Genomic DNA, 23,277 nt, shown 5'->3' with positions numbered 1-23,277 from the left:
AAAAATTGTATATATGTACAGTTGGCACGTCAATTGCATAAAAGAAAGTGAGAGCTTTAGGGGAAGGAGGAGTATTTTGTGAGGCACTGCGACGTTTTAATAATTGGCGGCGGTATTATTGGCTGCTCGATCGCTTATTACACTTCAAAATACGGAAGAGACGTAACAATCATTGAAAAAGGAGAATTTGTCAGCGGGACGTCTTCACGGTGTGACGGAAATATTTTGGCTATTGATAAAGACCCAGGATTTGATAGTCAAATGTCGTTAGTAAGTCAAAAATTAGTAACGGATTTAAGTGAAGAGTTAGAGCACTCATTTGAATATAGGGCACCAGGAAGTATTCTTGTATGTGAGTCGGATGAAGAGATGGAAGCAGCGCAGCAATGGGTGAATCGTCAAAAAGAAGCGGGTTTACCGTTTCGAATGCTTGATAGGCAAGATATAAGAGCAGAATCGCCATTTTTTGCAGATGATTTATTAGGCGGGTTAGAATGCGCAACAGATTCGACTGTAAATCCATATCTTCTTGCTTTTTCACTTCTTGCAGAATCGAAGAAATATGGTACGAAGGCTTTTAATCATACGGAAGTAAAAGAAATGAAAAGAGATAAAGAAGGTTCCTTTATTGTAGAAACGACAAATGGGACGTTTACTGCGAAGCAAGTGGTGAACGCAGCGGGTGTGTGGGCTCCGAAAATCGGACAAATGTTGGATATAAATATCCCAATTGAACCGAGAAAAGGGCATATTATTGTAGCTTCAAGGCAACAACACGTTGGTTGCCGTAAAGTAATGGAATTTGGTTATTTAATTTCTAAATTTGGCGGACAACGAAAAGTGGATGCTTTAACTGAAAAATATGGGGTAGCTCTTGTGTTTGAGCCGACAGAAAGCCAAAATTTTTTAATTGGTAGTAGTAGAGAGTTTGTAGGGTTTCATACGAGGATAAATAACGAGGTTATTAAATGTATTGCGAACAGAGCAATACGTTTTTATCCGAAAATGGCGGATATGATGGTGATTCGTTCCTATGCTGGATTACGCCCGTGGACAGAAGATCATTTGCCGATTATTTCACGTGTGGAACATATCCCAAATTACTTTATAGCAGCAGGGCATGAGGGGGATGGCATTAGTCTTGCCGCAGTTACAGGAAAAGTGATTGAAGAGTTATTAAATGAAAAAGAAACAATCATTCCTATTGAACCACTTCGTTTGAGTCGTTTTACAGAAAGGGTGTTAAACGGATGAGGTCACAAAGAGTCTTTACGACGATTGATACACATACGGGCGGGAATCCAACGAGAACATTGATTAGCGGCCTGCCTAAGTTAATAGGCGAGACGATGGCAGAGAAGATGTTACATATGAAAAAGGAGTATGACTGGATTCGCAAATTGTTAATGAATGAACCGCGTGGTCATGATGTAATGTCAGGAGCACTATTAACAGATCCGTGTCATCCTGAAGCAGATATTGGTGTTATTTACATAGAGACAGGTGGATATTTACCGATGTGTGGTCACGATACAATTGGTGTATGTACAGCTTTAATTGAATCAGGTTTAATTCCGGTAGTTGAACCGATTACCTCGTTAAAGTTAGACACGCCAGCCGGCTTAGTTGAAGTGGATATCTTTGTTCAAGATGGAAAAGCGAAAGAAGTCTCCTTTTGTAACATACCAGCTTTTTTACTGAAACACATTACTGTAGACGTCGAAGACATTGGAACTGTAGAGGCGGATATTACGTATGGAGGGAATTTTTATGCCATTATCGATGCGAAATCAGTAGGGTTAGAGTTAGTACCAGAAAACGCATCTACAATCATAGATAAGGCAATTCATATAAGAAATATCATTAATGAGAAATTTGAAATCATTCATCCAGAGCATTCGTTTATTAGAGGATTAACCCATGTGGAGTTTTATACAGATCCTACACATGAAAGTGCGCATGTGAAAAATACAGTTGTCGTTCCGCCTGGAGGAATTGATCGTTCTCCATGTGGTACAGGAACATCAGCAAAGTTAGCGGTATTATATGCGAACCAAAAAATTGAGATTGATGAAGAGTTTGTTCACGAGAGTATCGTTGGTTCTTTATTTAAAGGGTGCGTTATAAATACGACAAATGTTGAAAATATTGAAGCTGTCGTAACGAAAATTACAGGTTCAGCTTGGCTTATGGGGATGCATAGATTTTTTTACAATGAAAAGGATCCACTGAAAGAAGGTTTTTTGCTAATTCCGCCGATGGAACATGAAACGGAGGATGTAAAATGAACATTCAAAAAATGTATACAGCAGTAGACGTACACGTAAATGGCGAGGCATTCCGTGTAATAAAAGATGTACCATGCAAGTACTACTACAATTTAGAGCAATTAAACGAACAATTTTCAAGTGAATTAGCAGAAGAAATGCAGCTTTTATTAAATGAACCGCGTGGTTTTATCGGTTTAAATGGATGTATCGTCGTTCCTTCTATTCATCCTGAAATCGATGCAGCTGTATTATTTTTTAATCACGAAGGGTCAATACCTCTTCATTACGGAGGTATTGTCGCAGTCATAACGATGTTACTAGAAAGCGGATATTTAAAAAAGAGAGAGACGAATCAATACAAAATCGAAACGTTATCTGGCATATTTTTAGTCCATGCGTATGTAGAGAATGATGAAGTTGTATCTGTTTCGCTTGAAAGTAAACTATGTTATATGATTGAGAAAAATTTACAAGTTGGTAATATAAGTTACTCTCTCATACAGGCAGATAAAGTATACGCAGTTGTAGAAAAAGGTGCGTATTCGCCAGAAATTCGTATTGAAAACATTTCAGAATTGAAAAAATGGGGAGAAGCCACACTTCAAGCTATACAAAAACAGTCACTTATAAAAAGACTTATTTTAGTAGATTCCACGCAAAAAGAAAAGAACCATATAAAGTCAATTACATTTCATGAAGATAACTTTATCGTACGTTCGCCGGGGTTTGTCTCTACTATTGTGTCTTATGTTCACGCGTTATTTAAAAACGATAATATAGCGGATAAACTTTTTATAAATGAAAGTATATGTAATAGTTTTATAACAGTTGAAAAAGTGAAGAAGGAGGAAACGGGTTACATTTTCCGTTTTGAAAGTAGAGGTTTTATTACAGGGATGCAGACGTTTCTATTAGATTCTACAGATCCGTTTCCGACAGGATTTTTATTAAAATAACATGGTAAAGGGAGAGGTAAATATGAAAAAAATTAAAGGTGCATTTCCAGTATTAATCACACCTATGGATGAGTTTCAAGAGATTAATTGGAACGGTGTAAAACAAAACGTAAACTACTTTATTGAGCAAAAAGTGGCTGGCATTATTATTAATGGAAGCACAGGAGAGTTTGTTAGTTTATCAAAAGAAGAACGATTTAAAATGGTAGAAACAGTATTAAAAGAAGTTGATGGTCGTATACCAGTTATTGTTGGAACTGCTGCGGAGACGACGAAAGAGACGATTGAATATACGAAACATGCAGAAGCGCATGGAGCGGATTGTGCATTAATTATAAATTCGTATTATTGTAAACCGAAAGAAGAGGAAATATATTTTCATTTTAAAGAAATCTCAAACGCTGTAAATATTCCAATTATGTTATACAATAACCCGTTTACATCTGGTGTTGATATGAGTACAGAACTCATGTTACGTATTGGAAAAGAATGTGAAAATGTTACACATATTAAAGAATCTAGCGGAGATATTCGAAAAGCGAGAGATTTAGTAAGACAAGGCGAAGGTGCTTTTCAAGTGTTCTGTGGATCTGAAGATTTAGTTATGGAATCTTATTTAGTTGGTGCGACGGGCTGGGTTTCAGTAGCAGGTAATATCGTACCGGGACTTGTTACAAAAATGTATGAGCATTTCCAAAATGGTGAATTAGAAAAAGCTTGGGAAATAAACGACGCTATTTTACCTCTTTGTGAGTTTCTTGAAGGGTCAGGAAAATATGTACAAATCGTGAAACGATCAATGGAATTATACGGGCAAGCTGGAGGACCTTCACGTTATCCGAGACTCGGATTAACTGAAGAAGAAGAGCAAAAACTTCAAACGATTATTTCAAAAATTGCAGCTCATGCAGCTGTTTAAATAAGGGGGAGAGCATATATGTTAACGAAAAACATTGAACTAAAACCAAAAGTGAAAGCGTTTTTAAATGAAGAAATTAAAATGTTTATTAATGGTGAATTTGTTCCTTCAATTAGCGGGAAGACGTTTGAAACATACAATCCAGCAACAGAAGATGTTTTAGCGGTCGTATACGAAGCACAAGAAGAGGATATCGATGTCGCAGTAAAAGCGGCACGATCTGCATTTGAATCAGGACCTTGGGCAGAAATGACTACTGCTGAAAGAGCACATCTTATTTATAAATTAGCAGACTTAATAGAAGAGCATGGAGAAGAATTAGCACAGTTAGAAGCTTTAGATAATGGGAAGCCATATCAAGTAGCACTGGATGATGATATTGCAGCGACTGTAGAAAATTATCGCTATTATGCGGGATGGGCTACGAAAATTATCGGGCAAACCATTCCGATTTCAAAAGATTATTTAAATTACACACGCCATGAACCTGTTGGCGTTGTAGGTCAAATTATTCCTTGGAATTTTCCGCTCGTTATGTCTTCTTGGAAAATGGGAGCTGCACTAGCAACAGGTTGTACGATCGTATTAAAACCAGCAGAGCAAACTCCTTTATCGTTATTATATACAGCGAAACTTTTTAAAGAAGCAGGTTTTCCAGATGGTGTTGTAAACTTTGTGCCAGGTTTCGGCCCTGAAGCGGGAGCTGCAATTGTAAACCATCATGATATTGATAAAGTAGCCTTCACAGGTTCAACAGTTACAGGAAAATATATTATGCGTCAATCTGCAGAAACAATTAAACATGTAACGTTAGAACTTGGTGGGAAATCACCAAATATCATTTTAGAAGATGCTGATTTAGAAGAAGCGATTAACGGTGCATTCCAAGGTATTATGTATAATCACGGCCAAAATTGTAGTGCTGGATCTCGCGTGTTCGTTCACCGAAAACATTACGAAACAGTCGTAAATGAACTAGTAAAAATGGCGAATAACGTGAAACTTGGAGCAGGTATGGAGAAGGAAACGGAAATGGGTCCTCTCGTATCTAAAAAGCAACAAGAGCGTGTACTACATTACATTGAACAAGGAAAAGCTGAAGGCGCGACTGTTGCTGCTGGTGGTGAACGTGCATTTGAAAAAGGTTATTTTGTACAGCCAACAGTATTCATAGATGTTACTGACGATATGACGATAGTTAAGGAAGAAATCTTCGGTCCAGTTGTCGTTGTACTTCCATTTGATTCAACGGAAGAAGTAATCGAAAGAGCAAATCGCTCTTCTTACGGACTCGCTGCAGGCGTATGGACACAAAATATTAAAACAGGACATCAAGTTGCCAATAAATTAAAGGCAGGAACGGTATGGATTAATGATTATAACTTAGAAAATGCAGCGGCACCATTTGGTGGGTTTAAACAATCTGGTATCGGCCGTGAGTTAGGTTCATATGCGCTTGATAATTACACAGAAGTGAAAAGTGTTTGGGTAAATATAAAGTAATAGAGAGATGAAATAATGAGATAGACGGACAACTGGAAGTTTTAATAATAGTTGTCCGTTTTCTTATATATAAAATAGTGTTCTAAAGAATGATAAGGGGGATTTGGATGGAGCAATTAGTAGAGTGGTTAGTAGGGCAAGTGTGGAGTATTGGTTTAGTTGTTTTCGCGTTAGGAGCAGGTGTGTATTTTACAATTGCAACTCGTTTTCTTCAAATTCGTTATTTTAAAGAGATGATTAAACTATTATTTGAAGGGAAGAGCTCAGAAACGGGAATATCATCCTTTCAAGCATTTTGTTTAGCTTTATCAGGTAGGGTCGGAATAGGTAATATTGCAGGGGTCGCGACAGCTATCGCTTTTGGCGGGCCGGGAGCTGTATTTTGGATGTGGGTAATGGCTCTATTAGGAGCAGCTAGTGCATTTGTTGAATCAACATTATCTCAAGTATATAAAAGTAAAGTTGGAAATGAATATCGCGGTGGTACACCGTATTTCATTGAAAAAGGCTTAAACATGAAATGGTTTGCAATCATTGTAGCAGTCGTTGTAACACTTTCATATGGTGTGTTATTACCAGGTATTCAATCTAGTAGTATCGCAGTTGGATTCGAAAACTCTAATGGGATTAGCAAATATATAACTGGTATATTGTTAGTCATATTATTAGCGGCAATCATTTTTGGTGGCGTAAAGAGAATTGCAGGCGTTTCACAAATGCTCGTTCCATTTATGGCAATTGGATATGTAATTGTTACATGTATCGTATTAATTGCGAATATAACGGAAATTCCAAGTATGTTCGCTTTAATTTTCTCTAGTGCTTTCGGTATAAATGAAATGTTTGGTGGAATCGTCGGTGCAGCAATTGCATGGGGCGTAAAGCGCGCTGTATTTTCAAATGTAGCTGGCGTTGGAGAAGCGACGTATAGCTCTGCTGCGGCTGAAGTATCTCACCCAGCAAAACAAGGGTTAGTTCAAGCCTTTTCTGTATACATTGATACAATTATCGTATGTACAGCGACAGCTCTTATGATTTTAATAACAGGTATGTATAATGTTATACCGGAAGGGAAAAGCGCTATTGTAAAAAATATAGGGAATGTTGATGCTGGTCCAATCTATACACAACAAGCAGTTGAAACTGTTATGACTGGGTTTGGTCCATTATTCATTTCAATCGCAATCTTCTTCTTCGCATTTACAACTTTACTCGCATACTACTATATCGCTGAAACGACACTTACTTATTTAGATCGTGAGCTTAAATATAGCTGGTTAAAACCAGTTTTGAAAATTGGATTTTTAATTATGGTTTACATCGGTAGCATAGAATCAGCGTCGCTTTTATGGAATCTTGGGGATTTAGGAATTGGTAGTATGGCATGGTTAAACTTAATTGCGATTCTACTATTAAGTAAAATCGCATTAAAAGTGTTAAAAGATTATGAAGCGCAGAAAAAAGAAGGGAAAGATCCAGTATTTGATCCTAAAAATGTAGGAATTGAAGGTTTAACATTTTGGGAAGAAAGAAGTAAAGAGGTTCAAAGAAAAAATGTTAAAGAACAAGAGGTAGTGGATGATAGTCTGAAACTGTAGTTTAAATAAACTGAACATTCACTCTATTGAACGAGGTATATTGCCTTCTTTTCATCACATACTACAGTAGGTACAGATAATTTGAATGGGGGTAATAATAAGATGGAACACGAACAACATCATAGTTCAGTAAATGACGTTCTACATCATTATAAAGAAGGAATCGGTAGTTTTACAAACCAAATTCCTGAAATTGCTGAAACATATAATGCATTCACGCAAGCTTGTTTTCAAGAGGGTTCTTTAACAAAAAGAGAAAAACAACTTATTGCATTAGGAATTAGTCTAGCAACGCAAGATGAATATTGTACCGTTTATCATACAAAAGGGTGTCTTGATCAAGGGTGTTCAGATAAAGAAATTCTGGAAGCGTGTGGTGTATCAGCAGCATTTGCTGGTGGAGCTGCAATGAGTCAAGCGGTAACTTTAGTGCAAGAGTGTTTAACAGAACTGAAAAATCATAAGCATTGAATAGAAAAAAACGTTTTAAACTTTATGTTTAAAACGTTTTTTATGTGAAATTACATTTGTATTCACTTTAATATTTTATATCTTCATAAATCGAATTCTCTACATCAGGAAGAACTGTGTATATGCTTTTACCGATTAAAGCTTCTAATTCTTTCTTAATTGCATAAAACCCTTTCCAATGTAATGATGTATGAGACGTTGTACCGTGACGTAAACCAACGGAAATCAATCTTCTTTCCAGCGTAGTAAAACCATCCGCGTCAGCAAGAGCATCACAAAGAGTAATTACTTTATTGTATAAATCGTAGTTACAATGTTCATTCAATATTTCAACTAACTGGATTCTCATATGATCAGGAAGGAGACTCCACTCCGCTGCGATATCTATATGTTCATTTTTGCATGGGAATGAGTGTGTAACACAAATAACAGCGTTTCCTGTATACCCTAAATCATTCATATACATATAACCATCGTAGGAATGAATGACCGATTTGGTAAAACCTTTGTATCTTCCGATATCATGCAAAAGGGCAGCATTATATGCTATATCAGCATCTAGGTTATACCCATTTTTAATAAGTTCTATAATTATGTTTTCAGTTGCCTGAGCAACATTTATTGAATGTTCAAACCAAGGACCGGGGTTTTGTTCATATGCCCATTCGAGTAATTCTTTTGCATATGTTCTATCTACTATATATTTCATATCGTTATCCTTTCCCTAAAAAATCATGTTTTAAAGAATTTCATCTTAGTATATCATTATTCCTCCTTTAAAAATTGGTACAATGAAACAAAAGGGGGATTAGTAATGCAAAATTTAGTAATTGAAGAGATTAAGAAAATAAATGATGATATGGAAGAGCTTTCTGAACTTTTGAAAACGGTTGTAAATGATGGGGCGTCAATTGGTTTTTTACCTCCACTGGATCAAAAAGAATCAGCGAAGTATTGGGAAACTGTTTTAGCACCAGAAGTGATTTTATATGTTGCTAAAATAAATAATGAAGTGGCAGGGAGTATTCAATTACATTTCGTTACAAAGCCTAATGGGATTCATAGAGCTGAAATTTGTAAGTTAATGACTCATCCAAACTTTAGACGTAATGGCATTGGACGTTCACTTATGCGCAAAGCAGAGGAACGAGCGAAGCAAGAAAACAGGACTCTTTTAGTGCTAGATACTAGAGAAGGAGATCCTTCGAATAAATTGTATAAATCATTAGATTATCAAGAAGCTGGAAAAATACCAGAATACGCAATTTCTCCAAATGGTAATTTAGATGCAACAGTTATTTATTATAAATTTTTATAAGTGATGATTAAAATGCTGTCATGCTTAAAATAATAAAGTTTGATTTTTAACACCGTCTATATTTCTCTAGCGGTGTTATTTGAATTTAATTAATGTGCTAATTGAATTTGAGAAAGTTTTTAGAGGGTTCTTTTCGTAATGTTCCTCGACTTATAATGGATGTAGAGAAGATGACTAGGCAACTATAGTTATTTTCGCTTTATTATGGGAAAGGGGATGACGAGATGAAAACGAAAGGTTTACAGAAGGTGAAGAAAGTTATATTAAGTGGTGGGATATTACTTACAGGATTGTTAACTTTCGGTTTTTCAGAAAAAGCTTCAGCTCATGGATACGTAGAATCACCAGCGAGCCGTTCTTATTTATGTAAGCAAGGGGTAAATGTAAACTGCGGTCCGATTCAATATGAGCCGCAAAGTGTAGAAGGAATAGGTGGATTCCCGCAATTAGGACCTTCGGATGGTCAAATCGCAGGAGCTGGCCATTTCCCTGCTTTAGATGTACAGACTGTAGATAGGTGGAAGAAAGTTACGTTAAACGGTGGGACGAATACATTCAAGTGGAAACTAACGGCTCCTCATAGTACGAAAGAGTGGAAATATTATATTACGAAGAAAGATTGGAATCCGAATAAGCCTTTAACGAGGTCTGATTTAGATTTAGTGCCTTTCTATGTAAAAAATGATGGAGGAGCTAGACCTGGAACTTCCGTAACACATGAAGCAAATGTGCCAACTGATAGAAATGGATATCACCTTATTTTAGCTGTGTGGGAAATCGCAGATACTGGAAATGCATTTTATCAAGTTATAGATGTTAACCTTGTAAATAACGGTTTAGCATCAAATAACGTGCTAAATCATGTAGTGCAAGTTCCTACTTTATTTTAAATAAAGTATACATTTCGATCATCTAATTCATTTTAGATGATCTTTTTTACGAAAAACGATGAAAAATATAGAAGAAAGTGCAATTATTTATAAAAAATTATGCTTTAAATATTGTCATATTTGCTTCTTTAAGATATCCTTTTCATGAAGAGGTGGAAAACATGGAAAAAGTACTAGTTTTCGGGCATAAAAACCCAGATACAGATGCAATTTGTTCTGCAATTGCTTATGCAGAATTGAAAAAAGAATTAGGAATGAATGCTGAGCCTGTACGTTTAGGCGAAATCAGCGGTGAAACTCAATTTGCGTTAGACTATTTTAAAGTAGAAGGACCGCGTTTTGTTGAGACAGTAGCAAACGAAGTGGACAACGTTATTTTAGTTGACCATAACGAGCGTCAACAAAGTGCTAACGATATCGAATCTGTTCGTGTGTTAGAAGTTATTGACCATCACCGTATTGCTAACTTTGAAACAAGCGATCCTATTTACTACCGTTGTGAGCCAGTTGGTTGTACAGCTACAATTTTAAACAAGATGTACAAAGAAAACGGCATTACAATTCGTAAAGAAGTTGCAGGTTTAATGTTATCTGCAATCATTTCAGATTCTTTACTATTCAAATCTCCAACTTGCACAGAGCAAGACGTAGCAGCAGCTCGTGAATTAGCGGAAATCGCTGGTGTAGATGCTGACAAATACGGCTTAGAAATGTTAAAAGCTGGTGCTGACTTAAGCGGAAAAACAATGGAGCAATTAATCTCTCTTGACGCTAAAGAATTCCAAATGGGTAATGCGAAAGTTGAAATCGCACAAGTAAACGCTGTTGATACAAATGACGTTCTTGTACACCAAGCTGAACTTGAAAAAGTTATCTCTGCAGTAGTAGAAGAAAAAGGTTTAGACCTATTCTTATTCGTTGTAACTGATATCTTAACTAACGATTCTGTCGGTCTTGCGATCGGTAAAGCAGCAAACGTTGTTGAGAAAGCATACAACGTATCCCTAGAAAACAATACTGCTACATTAAAAGGTGTAGTATCTCGTAAAAAACAAATCGTACCAGTATTAACAGAAGCATTCCAAGCGTAATATTATTGAGTATGATTTAACAAAAAGACAAGTAGTCAGATTGGCTACTTGTCTTTTTCTTTCTCTAAAAAACAGAAAATTAGATTTTTAAAAGGAGAGTTGTGTATGTTTAATGATTTGGAGAGTAAATTACAGTCACTTTTAGAGCGAAATATTACTTCTGTTTTAGAATTAGAAAATTGGCTTTTCGATGAATTGCGTGTAAACGCTGAAATAGAAGAGAAGATAACAAGTAGTTTAATCGCCACGTATAGAGATACAGGTAACAGAAATATGCATGATTTACATATGTATAATCAAAATACAATTCAACCACTTTTAAAAAGATACAATGCAAAGTTTGACCAAAAATTTATAGAGTGTCCGTTTTCTAACTTATTAGACGAGCGAAAATATGCATTTATGAAAAAAGCAAGATTTGTAAAGAGTAAAATGTTTAATGAAAAAAACATTGCTCTTTCTATTAAAGAGCAAGAGTGCATTACGAAGTATAGAGAAATAATGTCTAACATAACAATTAATTGGGAAGGCGAGCAAAAGACGTATGCACACGTTAAAGCAAAGCTAGATAACCCAAATAGAGCTATTCGCGAAAAAGCTTGGTACGCTTTATGTGAAGCAAGGAGTGCAGTGAAACCAGAAGTGGATCGTATTATGAATGCACTTATACAATTGCGGAATGAGATAGCTTTAAATGCAGGGTTTAATAATTATAGTGAATATGCTTTTAAACAAAAAAACAGAGATTACAGTATTGATGATTGCTATAAGCTCCATGAATCTATAGAAAAGTATGTTGTACCAATTTGGAAACAGTTGGGAAGTATTTCTAAAAAGAATCTCGGTGTAAAAACGTATCGCCCTTGGGATCTTTCTCCATGTAATTTACCAAAAGTCCCATTCCAAAATGTGATTGATTTATTAAATGGTGTGGAAGAAATATTTCGAAAGACAGATTTATATTTTTATGAGAAATTTATTCATATAAGGAAAGCTGGATGCATTGACGTAGAAGAACGTGAAAATAAAGCACCAGGAGCTATTTGTTTTACCTTGCCTCATAGTAAAGAGGTTTTTGTGTATTCTAATTTTAGTCCTTCATTTTATGCAATTAATGCACTTATACATGAAGTGGGGCATGCATTTCATTTTTATAAACAATTTAAAAACGATAGTAGTATGCAGGAAAGATATCTGCGCGAAGAGGTGGCTGAACTTTATTCCCTCAGTCTTGAGTTATTAGTAATGGATAAGCTGAATGTTTTTTATAAGCAAGAGGATGAATATAAAGAAGTGCAACGCCTACAAATATATCGTGCTTTGTCTTTATTAATGTCGTCAATTGCAGGAGATGTATTCCAGCACTGGATCTATGCGAATCCAAACCATACACCAGAAGAACGTGATAAGAAACACGCCGAACTATGCAAAAGATATCAATATTCAACAGTCGACCTTGCAGGATTAGAGGATGAAATCGGTGCAAACTGGATAGAGTCATTTCACTATGTTCAGTTTCCTTTTTATAAAATTGAATATGCAATTGCACAAATAGGAGCAATGCAATTGTTTCAAATTTACTGGGAAGACCCAGAAAAAGCGATTGCTTTCTTTAAAGAAGGTGCGAGTGCAGATTGGAATTTATCTATACAAGAAATATATGAAAAAACAGGTGTCACGTTTGATTTTTCGGAAGAAAGGATAGAAAGTACTGCAAGTGTTATTTTGGATGTGATCAATGAATTAAAATAAGAATAGCATTCGCTATCCTTATAACTGTTTATTCGTAGATTTTTTCTTGTTTATATAAAATGTAATAATAGCTGTAATGAGAAAAATAGGTATAGCATACGCTTGCCCAACAAACAACTTCCAGCCCGCATGATTATAACTTTGAGATGCTGGAGCAATCATAGCGATTACGCAAACAATAATATAGAGTACTAGTGCAGGGAGTATATTTTTCATTTGTTCACCTCCTTCTAAAGATATCCTATTTGGTTATTTATATACTTTAATTATTATTAAGGGCTTTGAAAAGTAAATATACTATTGTTTATAGTATTATAATATTTACAAGGGGTACTATGTTTAAATAGGGTAATGGGGGTTCAAATCTTAAAAAAGTGAATTATTAGTAAAAAAGATGGCTATATGGTAAAAGATGTAATTTTTATATTTAATATCATTATATAGCATGTTGAGGGCAAAATGTATAAAATAATTAACTTTACTTATGCAGGAGAAGAGGTAAGAAATATATGAGAAGGTTATGCATAATTCCATGCGGAAAGAAGAAAATTTGGGATAAGTATCCTGATTACGGACCGATGGAGGCAAAAGATGTATATATTAGCCCGTTCGGAAAAGCATGTCAATCGTATGCAACTATGTTTTTCGAGAATTGGGTTATATTATCAGCGAAGCATGGATTTTTAAGGCCAAATGATATTGTACTAGAAAACTATGATCTTGCGTTTGATTCAAAGAGCGATAAGGTAATAAGTATAGAGCAATTACAAAAACAGATGGTAGATAAAAGTTTACTACAGTTTGACGAAATCGTCTTACTTGCAGGGAAAAAGCATAAAAAAGTAGTAACAAAGCTATATCCAGAAGAAATGATTACATATCCGTTAGAAGGATGTAAAGGAATTGGATATATGTTGCAGAAGTTGAAAGAGGCAGTGAAGGAAGAGGAGGAAATATAAGTATAGTTTCGGTCACTATGAGCTTAAACTGTTTTTAGGGAATTAAAACGTAAAATAGAGTTTTTAAGCATCGCCAAAAAGGTGATGCTTTTTGTTCGTGTCACCACTTTTTATAACGAAAACGAATTGCCTTCACTTTTAGAAAATGTAGGATGTATGGGTACAGTTAAGATTGTAAGTGGGAATAGCAATAAGACAAGTTTTGAATATGATATTAAGAAAGGAGATGTTGATAAATAATGGCCAGATATAGTTTGCACGGAGGACACAATAGTATTGTTCAAGGTGCTAATTTCGGGAATCGGAAAGAACATGTTCTAGATAGGCAAGTTAAAGATGCTGTGGCGACTAAGTTAAGGTCCCTAGGACACACGGTTTATGACGATACGGACGAGGTAGGGACAACTCAATCACAAAATTTAAATAATATCATTCGGAATAGCAATTCCCATGCTGTGGATTTAGTTATTTCTTTTCATCTTAATGCAAGTGATGGAAATGGACAGGGTGTTGAGGTTTTGTATTATGATCAGAAAGATTTGGCGGCTAAAATCTCAGCTCAACTAGCAAAAGATATTGGATGGCGTGATCGAGGTGCGAAACAACGTACAGATTTAGCAGTATTAAATGGAACGAAAGCACCGGCTATTCTTATTGAATTAGGATTTATTGATAATGAATCCGACATGGCAAAATGGAATGTTGATAAAATCGCTAATTCTATTGTATTTGCTCTTACAGGACAAACTGGAGGAGGTGCAACGGACTTGCTCAAAGTAAAAACTGGCGGTGTAGCATTTAGTAATTTACAAGATTTGGCTCAAGCTATGGTAGATGCGGGTATTGATGGACAAATTGTCGTTCAGAAAGATGGCATTGGTTATGCTATAACGAATGGCTATCCGTCCGGAAATATCGATAAATTTACAGCTTGGTTAGATGCACGTAAATGGTACTATGAGTACGTGAGATAAAACGAAAAATTGTCTTATTTTTAGTTAACAAGTATATTAAGTAACTAATAATTATGTAACTATAAAAATATGAACAATGTATATGTAAATTAGTACACAAAACCACCTGTTAGAAAGGTGGTTTTGTGTATCACGCTTTAATGGCAGTAAAATTCATACCTCAAAATTCGGATGAAGCTAAGAAATTAGCTGGGAATTGCACTGCTTGTGGCCTCCTACTGATTATAGTTTAGAGCTTTGTAAGTCTTTACTTATTAAACCTGTAATAATATTTTATTTTCTCAATACATAAGCCGAATTTTAAAATATTACGCAATAATACACTACCTTTCATACTATTTATTAGTTGATAATAGCAAAAAAACAAGCTTTGAATATAATAATGAAAAAGGAGATGTGAAATAATGGGTTATATTGTAGATATTTCGAAATGGAATGGCGACATTAACTGGGATATCGCAGCACCACAATTAGATTTTGTAATTGCACGTGTGCAAGATGGTTCAAATTATGTAGATCCTTTATATAAAAATTATGTGCAAGCAATGAAAGCAAGAAATATTCCGTTTGGTAATTATGCGTTCTGTCGTTTCGTTTCAGTAGAGGATGCACGGATAGAGGCGAGAGACTTTTGGAACCGTGGTGATAAAAATGCAACAGTTTGGGTAGCTGACGTAGAAGTAAAAACAATGAACGATATGAGAGCGGGTGCACAAGCTTTTATTGATGAATTACGCAGATTAGGAGCTAAGAAGGTTGGTTTATATATTGCTCATCATATGTATGATCCATTTGGAATGGCAAATGTCAATTGTGATTTTGTATGGATTCCTCGTTATGGTGGTAACAAACCAGCCTACCCATGTGATATTTGGCAATACACAGAAACAGGGAATGTAGCTGGCATAGGAAAATGTGATTTAAATAAGTTAATGGGAAATAAGCCGTTAGTTTGGTTTACTAATCAAACTGTTGAACAATCGACAAAACAAGAAGGAGTTGGAATTATAGTGAATAAATTTAGTAAAGTTGTTACGTATGAATTTGGTACAGCGTTAGTAGTAGAAATGTTAGGAATGATGGATGCTCTGGGGTATGAATCTCGTATTATCTCATATGGAGATAAACAAGGATTAGTTAGATTTGAAACAGCATATCGCCAAGGGAATGAATTAGATCGAGCGACAGCGTGGTTAGATGCTAAAGGACTTAAATATTTTTATACAAAAGAGTAGTTTGCTAAATAAAAAGCCGTCATGTGACGGTTTTTTATTTTTATGTAATCTTTTAACTCTATGTAAAACAAAAGCGAAATGCCATTGTAGGCATGAAGAGGAAAGGTATTAATAATAAAAAGGAGTACGATACGTACTCTTTTTTGGGGTGATTATATTCCATCTTGAACAGATTTCTTTACAATTAACCATGTGTCTTTCTTTTTAATCGTTATAGCTACATTAGTTCCATTAGATTCCTTATAAAAGATATATCCATTGTTTGAGTTTACATATGTGACTGGTTCGCCTATGCAATCTCGCGAGCAGGATTTGTTGACTAGTTCAATTAGGGATAGTTCGCTTGGATCTGTTTTACTGGCTTCTATAACAGCATCAAGGCTTGTTTTTCGATAACCTTGCAAGTTTATATGAAAAAGCTGCTCTATTTCTCCTGTAATGCTAGTATTCATTACTTCTATTGAATTCTTTTTTTCTTGAAGAAATCCGTTTTCATAAAGTAATTTTGTATATCCAATCCATGCGATTAAAACTAGCATGATAAACATACTACATATTTTAAGTGTTCGAAGGCGTTTACTAACTATCGTTTCTGAGTATTTCATTCACTTTAATCCTCCAATGTTTTTAATTTAAAGTATGCCTCAATACATATTTTTAGAAGAAGGATAGAATTTAAAGAGTTCTAGATAAAAAAGAAAGCATCTGAAGTGGGATGCTTTCTTTTTAGTATTTTCACTATCTGTTCGTTACTTGTTTCATAAGTGGTCTAATTTCTTTAACGGGTGGTTTTTTATCATAGGCATCAACGTAAGAAAAGTAATAATTTAAGTTTCTGAGAAGCCCTTTTCCTATTTTAGCACTTAAAAAGGGAAAGACTTGTCCAGTATAATCATCAAGAGATTTACAGTAGTATTTTTCATCTAAATATATACTGTATTTACATGTTAGTTCTACTAGTGAGTTCCCTTCATCATCAATTACTTCCTTAGAATCAATAATGTCTATTAATGCGAATTTTTCATTTAGATAAACTTTCTTCTTTTTCTCATGTTTATTTGTAAGTATAAATACGAGACCAATGGCGTTAATCAAACTGTTTCCTCCTATAAAAAACGGATATTAATAAAATATATCGATATAAGCTAAATGTAAAGAGCGGGGACGAAATATCATTGATAGAAAGCTCAATAAGCCGATTTGTTTTTTCAAATCGGCTTATTGTTATTGAAATACTTGCGGGAATTGCTTTACGATTGCATTTGTTATCATGTCGGACATTTCTAAAGCTTCTTTTTCAACTTTATCGTACAATTTTACTCCTGCTTCATAATCTTTATTTAGAAATGCCAGTGCTTCTGCTTTTGTTAATGCTAGATGTTCATAAAACATTTGTGTAAATTCTTCTTTTTGTATATATGGGTTGATGCTAGTAAGAAACGCTACAATTTCATCACCGTTAGCGTACCATTTTTTCTCTATAGCGACAGCTGCGTTTTGGTCACCAGCTTTTGCAGCTTTAACAAGATCTGCTGCAATTACTAAGTGGTCTTTAATTAATGCACTATATTTTTTTACTGCATCTTCACCATAGAATGGTTCAAGAGATAGTCCCATATGTGTTGCATTTTGAAGAAGCCGTTTAACTGTAACGTTTACGTCTGGTAAATGAAAGACAATACTTATAATAGCTAATCTCGTCCAAGCGACATGTTGTTCCCAAAAGGAACGCATATAACCTTTTAAAAAGTTCTCATTTTTACTAATTCTGTAATTACGTACAGATGTATCAAAGTGTAGATAATGGTTATGATAGGGGGAGTAATACGATTGCCAATAAGAATACATAAACGGTAACACTCCTTTGAACATGTATAACTCAAAGTATGATGGGAATTTATAATTAGTTACGTGTCCTCGTTTATTTTCAGAAATTGCTATGGAAAAAGATGAGTAATTTTATTGTGTTATATATAAATAAATTGAATATAAAGTAAAAGAGGCTCTGCAAGGGAAGTTGCAGAGCCTCAAAAGGGTATTGCCGAGATGTCGGACTCGACTACGTAATATTATCATAAAATTCTATTAAAAAAACATGGTAAATGTGTCCAATTGAAAGTGAGTCTTTAATAAAGTGAAAGGGACCTGCTTCCCGCGGCAGATCCCTTTCACTAGATAATGTCGATGAGCAAAAACTCATCTGGAGTACCTTTATAGTAACAAGTGAATTTCGTTTTGTGTATTGAGAAAAAAGAATTAGATATTTAAATGTTAAGCATTTATATTTTACCTTTTGTGATTATCACCATTTGTAGTGAGTGGATTAAGATTATAAAATGGCGATAAGATTTATAATTACATCTAATATTATGAAATATATAATAATAATAAAAGAACCACTTATATAAGCAGGTCAACTTAGGGGGTTATCAAACAGAATATTTCATATGTTAACAACTGTATTGTATTAAGTCTATAAGGTTCATATTGAGAAAATGATTATGAACGATTTATTTCGCACGTGTATTAACGTTTAAAAAGTTGAGAAAGAAAATGAAAAAGCTTTCTATAAGAAAATAATGGTAGATACTTATAGTATGATTCATATTTCCACGCTTCATTATTTGAGAATTGGGGTTGGTTCGATACGCTTTTCTGTTTGATGAAACTAATATTATGGTGCTTCATATAGTAACCTCCTGAATTCATATGTATAAGATTAGTAGTATTCAAGGAGAATTAATAAAATGTGTATTTATTTTGAAATTCGTTATAATTGTTAATCATTCTCAAAAACGTAAAGAAGCATAAAATAATGAAAAAGCAGGCTGATAGTCATGTATTCATCACTTTCATGATGCATAAGAGATGATATAATAGGAGTAGATGAAAGATAAAGAAAAGCAGGTGACTCTTTTTTGTTTACAAAAGCACAAGAACTTTTAGCGTCTTATTTCGGTTATTCGTCATTCCGAAGAGGACAAGATGAAACAATTAAAAATGTATTAGATGGGAAAGATACTGTCTGTATTATGCCTACAGGTGGTGGTAAGTCAATTTGTTATCAAATTCCCGCATTAGTATTTGAAGGAACAACGTTAGTTATATCGCCTTTAATATCACTTATGAAAGACCAAGTAGATACATTAGTACAAAATGGTATTTCAGCTACATATATTAATAGTTCTATTTCGATTACAGAAGCGAATCAACGGATTCAATTAGCGAAACAGGGCCATTATAAGTTACTTTATGTAGCGCCAGAGCGACTTGATTCAATGGAGTTTGTTGACCAACTGATCGATATGAAAATCCCGATGATTGCCATTGATGAGGCGCACTGTATTTCGCAGTGGGGACATGATTTCCGTCCGAGCTATTTACATATACACCGTATATTAGATTATCTTCCAGAAAAACCGCTCGTATTAGCATTAACTGCTACGGCAACACCACAAGTTCGTGATGATATTTGCAACACGCTTGGAATTAATCAAGAAAACACGATTATGACAACGTTTGAGCGCGAGAACTTATCATTTTCTGTTATTAAAGGACAAGATCGTAATGCATATTTAGCGGATTATATTCGTCAAAATCAAAAGGAATCTGGGATTATATATGCAGCTACTAGAAAAGTAGTTGATCAGTTGTATGAGGATTTAATGAAAGCGGGAGTTTCTGTATCAAAATATCATGCCGGTATGAGTGATAACGATCGAAATGAGCAACAAGAACTCTTTTTACGTGATGAAGTGAGTGTAATGGTAGCCACATCTGCGTTTGGGATGGGTATTGATAAATCGAATATTCGTTACGTTATCCATTATCAACTTCCAAAAAATATGGAAAGTTATTACCAAGAAGCAGGACGTGCTGGCCGTGACGGATTAGATAGTGCATGTATATTGCTTTATTCTTCTCAAGATGTACAAGTACAACGCTTTTTAATTGATCAATCGACAGGAGAGTCTCGTTTTTCAAACGAACTTGAAAAACTGCAAAATATGACTGACTACTGTCATACAGAACAATGTTTACAATCATTTATTTTGCAATACTTTGGAGAAGAACCAAAAGAAGATTGTGGCCGCTGCGGTAATTGTACAGACGACCGAGAAAGTATCGATGTGACGAGAGAATCGCAAATGGTTTTATCTTGTATGATTAGGACGAACCAACGATTTGGTAAACAAATGATTGCACAAGTACTAACTGGATCTAAAAATAAGAAAGTCATTGAATTTAATTTTCATACTTTGCCAACTTACGGACTTTTATCAAATCGTAGTGTAAAAGAAGTGAGTGAATTTATTGAGTTTTTAATTTCAGACGAGCTAATTGCAGTTGAACATGGTACTTACCCGACACTAAAAGTAACGGAAAAAGGGAAAGAAGTGTTACTTGGTAAAGAGAATGTTTTACGTAAAGAACGAGTAGAGACAAGACAAATCGTTCAAGATCATCCTTTATTTGAAGTACTTCGCGAAGTACGTAAAGAAATTGCGCAAGGAGAAGGGGTACCTCCATTCGTTATTTTCTCTGACCAAACGTTGAAAGATATGTGCGCAAAAATGCCGCAAAGCAATTCTGAACTTTTAACTGTGAAAGGGATTGGTGAACACAAACTTGTGAAGTATGGTTCGCACTTCTTACAAGCAGTTCAGCACTTTATTGAGGAAAACCCAAACTATGCTGAAACTATTAAAACAGAAGTGGTGACAGAACGGAAGAAATCAGGGAAAGCTTCAGCAAATTCTCATTTGGAAACGTATGAAATGTATAAACAAGGTATTAATCTAGATGAAATTGCGAAAGAACGTGGATTATCAAGACAAACGATTGAAAATCATTTAATTCGTTGTTTTGAAGATGGAATGGAAGTAGACTGGAACAGTTTTGTTCCTGCAGAATACGAACAACTGATTGAAACGGCTGTGCAAAATGCTGATGGTGGTCTGAAATCGATTAAGGAACAACTTCCGAATGAAGTGAGTTACTTTATGATTCGTGCTTATTTACAAATTAGAAAGTAGTGACATGTAAAGGGGATAGGGATTAATGCATCACGTTTTTGTGTATGGCACGTTAAGAAAAAAGCAAACGAATGCTCATTATATGCAAGGTGCAATATGCATTGCAGACGAAGCATGGACGTATGGGGAATTATTTGATACAAACGAAGGGTATCCGGCGATGACTTATTCGCATGAAGAAAAGGTGTATGGAGAAGTTTATGAAGTAAATGATGACATATTGCATAAGTTAGACGAACTAGAAGAATATACAGGTAATGCAGAGACGGATTTATATGAACGAATCACACAAATAGTATTTGATGGTGATAGGGAAATAGAGGCATATGTGTATCTCGCTCAAGATAAAAATATGCTAAAGAAAGTTATCATTTCTGGTGATTGGTTGAAGTATCAACAAGGGAAATAATAGCAACCAAAGAGCAGATATTGGAATTTTCCATTATCTGCTCTTTTATTTTTGGTACTTTAAAAATTCTTATTATTTAGATAAAATGTAAATGTAGGGAAATCAAAAGGAGGATTTTTCATGGGTATCAGAAATTTAGTTTCTCACCTGTAGTAGAAAAATAACGTACAGGAGGAGAATAATAATGAACGAATTAAATGTAAAAGAATTTTATAAAAAACAATTTGAATTACTAAGCTATAATATAAAAAATGAAAATTGGTTGCAGGAAGTTGCGAAAAAAGTACAAGAACAAATTGGATATTCATTTCAAACGATGTTAGAACTAGGAGCTGGAAATGGTGGTTTTGCAAGAGCGATGTCTAATTTGGATGTAAAAATGACTACTGTTGAGCTTGTACCAGAGTTAGTTATGTTTGCTAAAGAACATTCTACTAGTGATATTGAGATTCATTGCGCTGATTTTTATAAAATTAACTTTGAAGAAAAGTTTGATGTTGTTAGTTATTTAGATGGATTTGGTGTAGGGACAGATGAAGAACAATTGGTTTTATTAAAACGAATCCATAATTGGTTGAAAGATGATGGGTGTGCACTTATTGATATTTATCAACCATTATATTGGGAAAAAGCAAATGGACAAGAAATGCCGATTTATTCTGCAATGCGAAAATATGAATATGATAGTGAGAATGCTAGGATGCTGGACCACTGGTGGGAAAAGGATTCTTCAAATGATATCGTGACACAATCTTTACGTTGCTATACGATAGGTGAGATTAGTAATTTATGTGCAGAGGCTGGTTTCAGTATAGTTGGGATTTTCCCAGGAGGAGCGTATGACTTTGAAGAGAGGAAATATAAAGAGCAAGCGTCTTTAAATGAATGTTTATCATATCGAATAAAAATAAAAAAAGAGTAGGGATTAATTCCTTACTCTTTTGTGCCTTTATAGTGTGAAGCATTGACTGTTTTTCGTATTTAATTGTCGTTCTTTTTTAATTCTTATAGATCTTAGTACAATCCCAATTCCAAGAAATACAATAGTAGCAACGACTCCGCTAATAGGGTTTAACCAAAAATCACTGCCTTTGGTAAGTGTAATAATCCCTGTTATTGTAACTAAAACGGTAGGAACAGCATCTTCAATTGCATGCATGATAACGCATGGCCATACTGACTTTGTAAGTCTATATATTTCAACATACATAATAGACCAAGAAACCATAAGTATGCAACCGGATAAAAGCATATTTAACCTTGAAATAGATTCGAAATATTCATTTGGTAAAAAAACTAAATAATAAGCGGCATGCCAAAGAGACCAAACTAAACCAGAAATAATATAAATAAACCAATCGTTTAACTTTAGTTCAATGAGCTTAGGGGTTAAATAACCGCGCCATGAAAACTCTTCAAAAATATTTTTAATAAAGTTACCAATAGTAGACATGAATATGAGTGACAATAACGAATATATTTCAAAACTAGTTATGTTTGCTACTCCAAAAATAAGTGCTAAACTTATCGTTATTACTGTAACGAACGGGTAAATTAGTATCGTAACGAAGTACCATTTAAAGTTTGCCTTCAAATTTAGTTTTATACCAAAATCATTCCAATCTCGGCTAATAACTCTAAGGAAAATACATGAGAGGAAAGGTAATATTAACCACAGTCCCATGCTTAAAGAGTTTTCTTCAGGCTGATCTGTTAGAAAAGAATCTAGAATTACGCCAATCCAGCCACTTGCCAATACAATGAACACAAAAATAAGTAAATGTAACTTAAGGGTTTTTCTTTTGGTAGCAGTCATTTTCAATAGACTCCTTTACTCTTATTTTTGACTTTTGTGACCTTGGGTATTTTATCAATGAAATAATAGATAACTAGAAA

General features: G+C 34.7%; 23 protein-coding genes. 17 read left to right on the top strand and 6 right to left on the bottom strand.

Annotated features, from left to right (window positions below):
• Positions 1–78 precede the first annotated feature (78 nt).
• From ACTFR9_RS06510 to ACTFR9_RS06480, 7 genes are all read left to right on the top strand, one after another.
• Positions 79–1,254 (top strand): NAD(P)/FAD-dependent oxidoreductase, encoded by a 1,176-nt coding sequence (locus ACTFR9_RS06510; protein WP_001215251.1) that lies wholly within the window; start codon positions 79–81, stop codon positions 1,252–1,254.
• A complete protein-coding gene (locus ACTFR9_RS06505) occupies positions 1,251–2,288 on the top strand; it encodes a proline racemase family protein (RefSeq protein ID WP_061184662.1) in 1,038 nt (345 codons plus the stop codon). Before ACTFR9_RS06510 ends, ACTFR9_RS06505 begins: the two co-directional genes overlap by 4 nt.
• On the top strand, positions 2,285–3,226 hold the full coding sequence (locus tag ACTFR9_RS06500; RefSeq protein WP_061536577.1) for a proline racemase family protein: 942 nt from the start codon (positions 2,285–2,287) through the stop codon (positions 3,224–3,226). The genes ACTFR9_RS06505 and ACTFR9_RS06500 overlap by 4 nt, the downstream gene beginning before the upstream one ends.
• 1 nt (position 3,227) lies before the next feature.
• Positions 3,228–4,145 carry a 4-hydroxy-tetrahydrodipicolinate synthase gene (dapA, locus tag ACTFR9_RS06495; protein WP_229136305.1) on the top strand — a complete coding sequence of 306 codons (918 nt, stop codon included), beginning with the start codon at positions 3,228–3,230 and terminating at the stop codon, positions 4,143–4,145.
• 18 nt (positions 4,146–4,163) lie between these two features.
• On the top strand, positions 4,164–5,648 hold the full coding sequence (locus ACTFR9_RS06490; RefSeq protein ID WP_000956381.1) for an aldehyde dehydrogenase family protein: 1,485 nt from the start codon (positions 4,164–4,166) through the stop codon (positions 5,646–5,648).
• Positions 5,649–5,755: 107 nt separating this feature from the next.
• Positions 5,756–7,246 carry an alanine/glycine:cation symporter family protein gene (locus ACTFR9_RS06485; RefSeq protein WP_073541738.1) on the top strand — a complete coding sequence of 497 codons (1,491 nt, stop codon included), beginning with the start codon at positions 5,756–5,758 and terminating at the stop codon, positions 7,244–7,246.
• Between the two features lie 102 nt (positions 7,247–7,348).
• On the top strand, positions 7,349–7,717 hold the full coding sequence (locus ACTFR9_RS06480; RefSeq protein ID WP_000399705.1) for a carboxymuconolactone decarboxylase family protein: 369 nt from the start codon (positions 7,349–7,351) through the stop codon (positions 7,715–7,717).
• A 67-nt stretch (positions 7,718–7,784) separates the two neighbouring features.
• Here the strand turns inward: ACTFR9_RS06480 and ACTFR9_RS06475 are convergent, their stop codons facing one another.
• On the bottom strand, positions 7,785–8,426 hold the full coding sequence (locus tag ACTFR9_RS06475; protein WP_000875265.1) for an HD domain-containing protein: 642 nt from the start codon (positions 8,424–8,426) through the stop codon (positions 7,785–7,787).
• Between the two features lie 105 nt (positions 8,427–8,531).
• Between ACTFR9_RS06475 and ACTFR9_RS06470 the strand changes: the two genes are divergently transcribed.
• The 4 genes from ACTFR9_RS06470 (at position 8,532) to ACTFR9_RS06455 (ending at position 12,768) form a co-directional block, all read left to right on the top strand.
• The gene (locus tag ACTFR9_RS06470; protein WP_001180575.1) at positions 8,532–9,035 is read left to right on the top strand and encodes a GNAT family N-acetyltransferase; all 504 of its coding nucleotides are present in this window, start codon (positions 8,532–8,534) and stop codon (positions 9,033–9,035) included.
• Positions 9,036–9,259: 224 nt separating this feature from the next.
• Positions 9,260–9,925 carry a lytic polysaccharide monooxygenase gene (locus ACTFR9_RS06465; RefSeq protein ID WP_000850064.1) on the top strand — a complete coding sequence of 222 codons (666 nt, stop codon included), beginning with the start codon at positions 9,260–9,262 and terminating at the stop codon, positions 9,923–9,925.
• Between the two features lie 161 nt (positions 9,926–10,086).
• The gene (gene ppaC / locus ACTFR9_RS06460; RefSeq protein WP_000416844.1) at positions 10,087–11,016 is read left to right on the top strand and encodes a manganese-dependent inorganic pyrophosphatase; all 930 of its coding nucleotides are present in this window, start codon (positions 10,087–10,089) and stop codon (positions 11,014–11,016) included.
• A 105-nt stretch (positions 11,017–11,121) separates the two neighbouring features.
• Positions 11,122–12,768: a M3 family oligoendopeptidase gene (locus ACTFR9_RS06455; RefSeq protein WP_000481352.1), complete on the top strand. Its 1,647-nt coding sequence runs from the start codon at positions 11,122–11,124 to the stop codon at positions 12,766–12,768.
• A gap of 18 nt (positions 12,769–12,786) precedes the next feature.
• On the opposite strand, the gene ACTFR9_RS06450 is transcribed toward ACTFR9_RS06455, so the two are convergent.
• Positions 12,787–12,984 carry a DUF4017 family protein gene (locus ACTFR9_RS06450; protein ID WP_000789869.1) on the bottom strand — a complete coding sequence of 66 codons (198 nt, stop codon included), beginning with the start codon at positions 12,982–12,984 and terminating at the stop codon, positions 12,787–12,789.
• A 293-nt stretch (positions 12,985–13,277) separates the two neighbouring features.
• On the opposite strand from ACTFR9_RS06450, the gene ACTFR9_RS06445 reads away from it, so the two are divergent.
• From ACTFR9_RS06445 to ACTFR9_RS06435, 3 genes are all read left to right on the top strand, one after another.
• Positions 13,278–13,727 carry a DUF6884 domain-containing protein gene (locus ACTFR9_RS06445; RefSeq protein WP_001253255.1) on the top strand — a complete coding sequence of 150 codons (450 nt, stop codon included), beginning with the start codon at positions 13,278–13,280 and terminating at the stop codon, positions 13,725–13,727.
• A 239-nt stretch (positions 13,728–13,966) separates the two neighbouring features.
• On the top strand, positions 13,967–14,701 hold the full coding sequence (locus tag ACTFR9_RS06440) for an N-acetylmuramoyl-L-alanine amidase (protein ID WP_000135297.1): 735 nt from the start codon (positions 13,967–13,969) through the stop codon (positions 14,699–14,701).
• Positions 14,702–15,105: 404 nt separating this feature from the next.
• Positions 15,106–15,936 (top strand): GH25 family lysozyme, encoded by an 831-nt coding sequence (locus ACTFR9_RS06435; RefSeq protein ID WP_000540610.1) that lies wholly within the window; start codon positions 15,106–15,108, stop codon positions 15,934–15,936.
• A gap of 152 nt (positions 15,937–16,088) precedes the next feature.
• Here the strand turns inward: ACTFR9_RS06435 and ACTFR9_RS06430 are convergent, their stop codons facing one another.
• The 3 genes from ACTFR9_RS06430 to ACTFR9_RS06420 all read right to left on the bottom strand — a co-directional run bounded on the left by ACTFR9_RS06430 (position 16,089) and on the right by ACTFR9_RS06420 (position 17,784).
• Positions 16,089–16,541 (bottom strand): hypothetical protein, encoded by a 453-nt coding sequence (locus ACTFR9_RS06430; protein WP_000877581.1) that lies wholly within the window; start codon positions 16,539–16,541, stop codon positions 16,089–16,091.
• Positions 16,542–16,674: 133 nt separating this feature from the next.
• Entirely contained in the window at positions 16,675–17,031 is a 357-nt protein-coding gene (locus ACTFR9_RS06425) for a hypothetical protein (RefSeq protein WP_000606238.1), read from the bottom strand.
• Between the two features lie 129 nt (positions 17,032–17,160).
• Positions 17,161–17,784, bottom strand: coding sequence for a hypothetical protein (locus ACTFR9_RS06420; protein ID WP_000287702.1), 624 nt, complete (start codon positions 17,782–17,784; stop codon positions 17,161–17,163).
• Positions 17,785–18,854: 1,070 nt separating this feature from the next.
• On the opposite strand from ACTFR9_RS06420, the gene recQ reads away from it, so the two are divergent.
• The 3 genes from recQ to ACTFR9_RS06405 all read left to right on the top strand — a co-directional run bounded on the left by recQ (position 18,855) and on the right by ACTFR9_RS06405 (position 22,303).
• Positions 18,855–20,972 (top strand): DNA helicase RecQ, encoded by a 2,118-nt coding sequence (recQ, locus tag ACTFR9_RS06415; RefSeq protein WP_000494290.1) that lies wholly within the window; start codon positions 18,855–18,857, stop codon positions 20,970–20,972.
• 25 nt (positions 20,973–20,997) lie between these two features.
• Positions 20,998–21,381, top strand: a complete 384-nt coding sequence (locus ACTFR9_RS06410; protein WP_048557930.1) for a gamma-glutamylcyclotransferase family protein — start codon at positions 20,998–21,000, stop codon at positions 21,379–21,381.
• 184 nt (positions 21,382–21,565) lie between these two features.
• Entirely contained in the window at positions 21,566–22,303 is a 738-nt protein-coding gene (locus ACTFR9_RS06405; RefSeq protein ID WP_229136306.1) for an SAM-dependent methyltransferase, read from the top strand.
• A 27-nt stretch (positions 22,304–22,330) separates the two neighbouring features.
• On the opposite strand, the gene ACTFR9_RS06400 is transcribed toward ACTFR9_RS06405, so the two are convergent.
• The gene (locus ACTFR9_RS06400; protein WP_229136307.1) at positions 22,331–23,197 is read right to left on the bottom strand and encodes a CPBP family glutamic-type intramembrane protease; all 867 of its coding nucleotides are present in this window, start codon (positions 23,195–23,197) and stop codon (positions 22,331–22,333) included.
• Between the last annotated feature and the right edge of the window lie 80 nt (positions 23,198–23,277).

This window comes from Bacillus cereus group sp. MYBK222-1, assembly GCF_051916425.1.
Classification (GTDB): domain Bacteria; phylum Bacillota; class Bacilli; order Bacillales; family Bacillaceae_G; genus Bacillus_A; species Bacillus_A paranthracis.
The sequence above is the reverse complement of the archived record's forward strand: the minus strand, read 5'-3'. Positions and strand labels throughout refer to the sequence as shown.

Bases quoted from the DNA above. Each gene is read 5' to 3' on its own strand.
- ACTFR9_RS06470 (WP_001180575.1), top strand. From the start codon at position 8,532: ATGCAAAATTTAGTAATTGAAGAGATTAAGAAAATAAATGATGATATG.
- ACTFR9_RS06440 (WP_000135297.1), top strand. From the start codon at position 13,967: ATGGCCAGATATAGTTTGCACGGAGGACACAATAGTATTGTTCAAGGT.
- ACTFR9_RS06405 (WP_229136306.1), top strand. From the start codon at position 21,566: ATGAACGAATTAAATGTAAAAGAATTTTATAAAAAACAATTTGAATTA.
- ACTFR9_RS06505 (WP_061184662.1), top strand. From the start codon at position 1,251: ATGAGGTCACAAAGAGTCTTTACGACGATTGATACACATACGGGCGGG.
- ACTFR9_RS06455 (WP_000481352.1), top strand. From the start codon at position 11,122: ATGTTTAATGATTTGGAGAGTAAATTACAGTCACTTTTAGAGCGAAAT.
- ppaC (WP_000416844.1), top strand. From the start codon at position 10,087: ATGGAAAAAGTACTAGTTTTCGGGCATAAAAACCCAGATACAGATGCA.
- ACTFR9_RS06475 (WP_000875265.1), bottom strand. From the start codon at position 8,426: ATGAAATATATAGTAGATAGAACATATGCAAAAGAATTACTCGAATGG.
- ACTFR9_RS06465 (WP_000850064.1), top strand. From the start codon at position 9,260: ATGAAAACGAAAGGTTTACAGAAGGTGAAGAAAGTTATATTAAGTGGT.
- ACTFR9_RS06410 (WP_048557930.1), top strand. From the start codon at position 20,998: ATGCATCACGTTTTTGTGTATGGCACGTTAAGAAAAAAGCAAACGAAT.
- ACTFR9_RS06430 (WP_000877581.1), bottom strand. From the start codon at position 16,541: ATGAAATACTCAGAAACGATAGTTAGTAAACGCCTTCGAACACTTAAA.
- dapA (WP_229136305.1), top strand. From the start codon at position 3,228: ATGGTAAAGGGAGAGGTAAATATGAAAAAAATTAAAGGTGCATTTCCA.
- ACTFR9_RS06480 (WP_000399705.1), top strand. From the start codon at position 7,349: ATGGAACACGAACAACATCATAGTTCAGTAAATGACGTTCTACATCAT.
- ACTFR9_RS06450 (WP_000789869.1), bottom strand. From the start codon at position 12,984: ATGAAAAATATACTCCCTGCACTAGTACTCTATATTATTGTTTGCGTA.
- ACTFR9_RS06400 (WP_229136307.1), bottom strand. From the start codon at position 23,197: ATGACTGCTACCAAAAGAAAAACCCTTAAGTTACATTTACTTATTTTT.
- ACTFR9_RS06500 (WP_061536577.1), top strand. From the start codon at position 2,285: ATGAACATTCAAAAAATGTATACAGCAGTAGACGTACACGTAAATGGC.
- ACTFR9_RS06420 (WP_000287702.1), bottom strand. From the start codon at position 17,784: ATGTATTCTTATTGGCAATCGTATTACTCCCCCTATCATAACCATTAT.
- ACTFR9_RS06490 (WP_000956381.1), top strand. From the start codon at position 4,164: ATGTTAACGAAAAACATTGAACTAAAACCAAAAGTGAAAGCGTTTTTA.
- ACTFR9_RS06435 (WP_000540610.1), top strand. From the start codon at position 15,106: ATGGGTTATATTGTAGATATTTCGAAATGGAATGGCGACATTAACTGG.
- ACTFR9_RS06445 (WP_001253255.1), top strand. From the start codon at position 13,278: ATGAGAAGGTTATGCATAATTCCATGCGGAAAGAAGAAAATTTGGGAT.
- ACTFR9_RS06485 (WP_073541738.1), top strand. From the start codon at position 5,756: ATGGAGCAATTAGTAGAGTGGTTAGTAGGGCAAGTGTGGAGTATTGGT.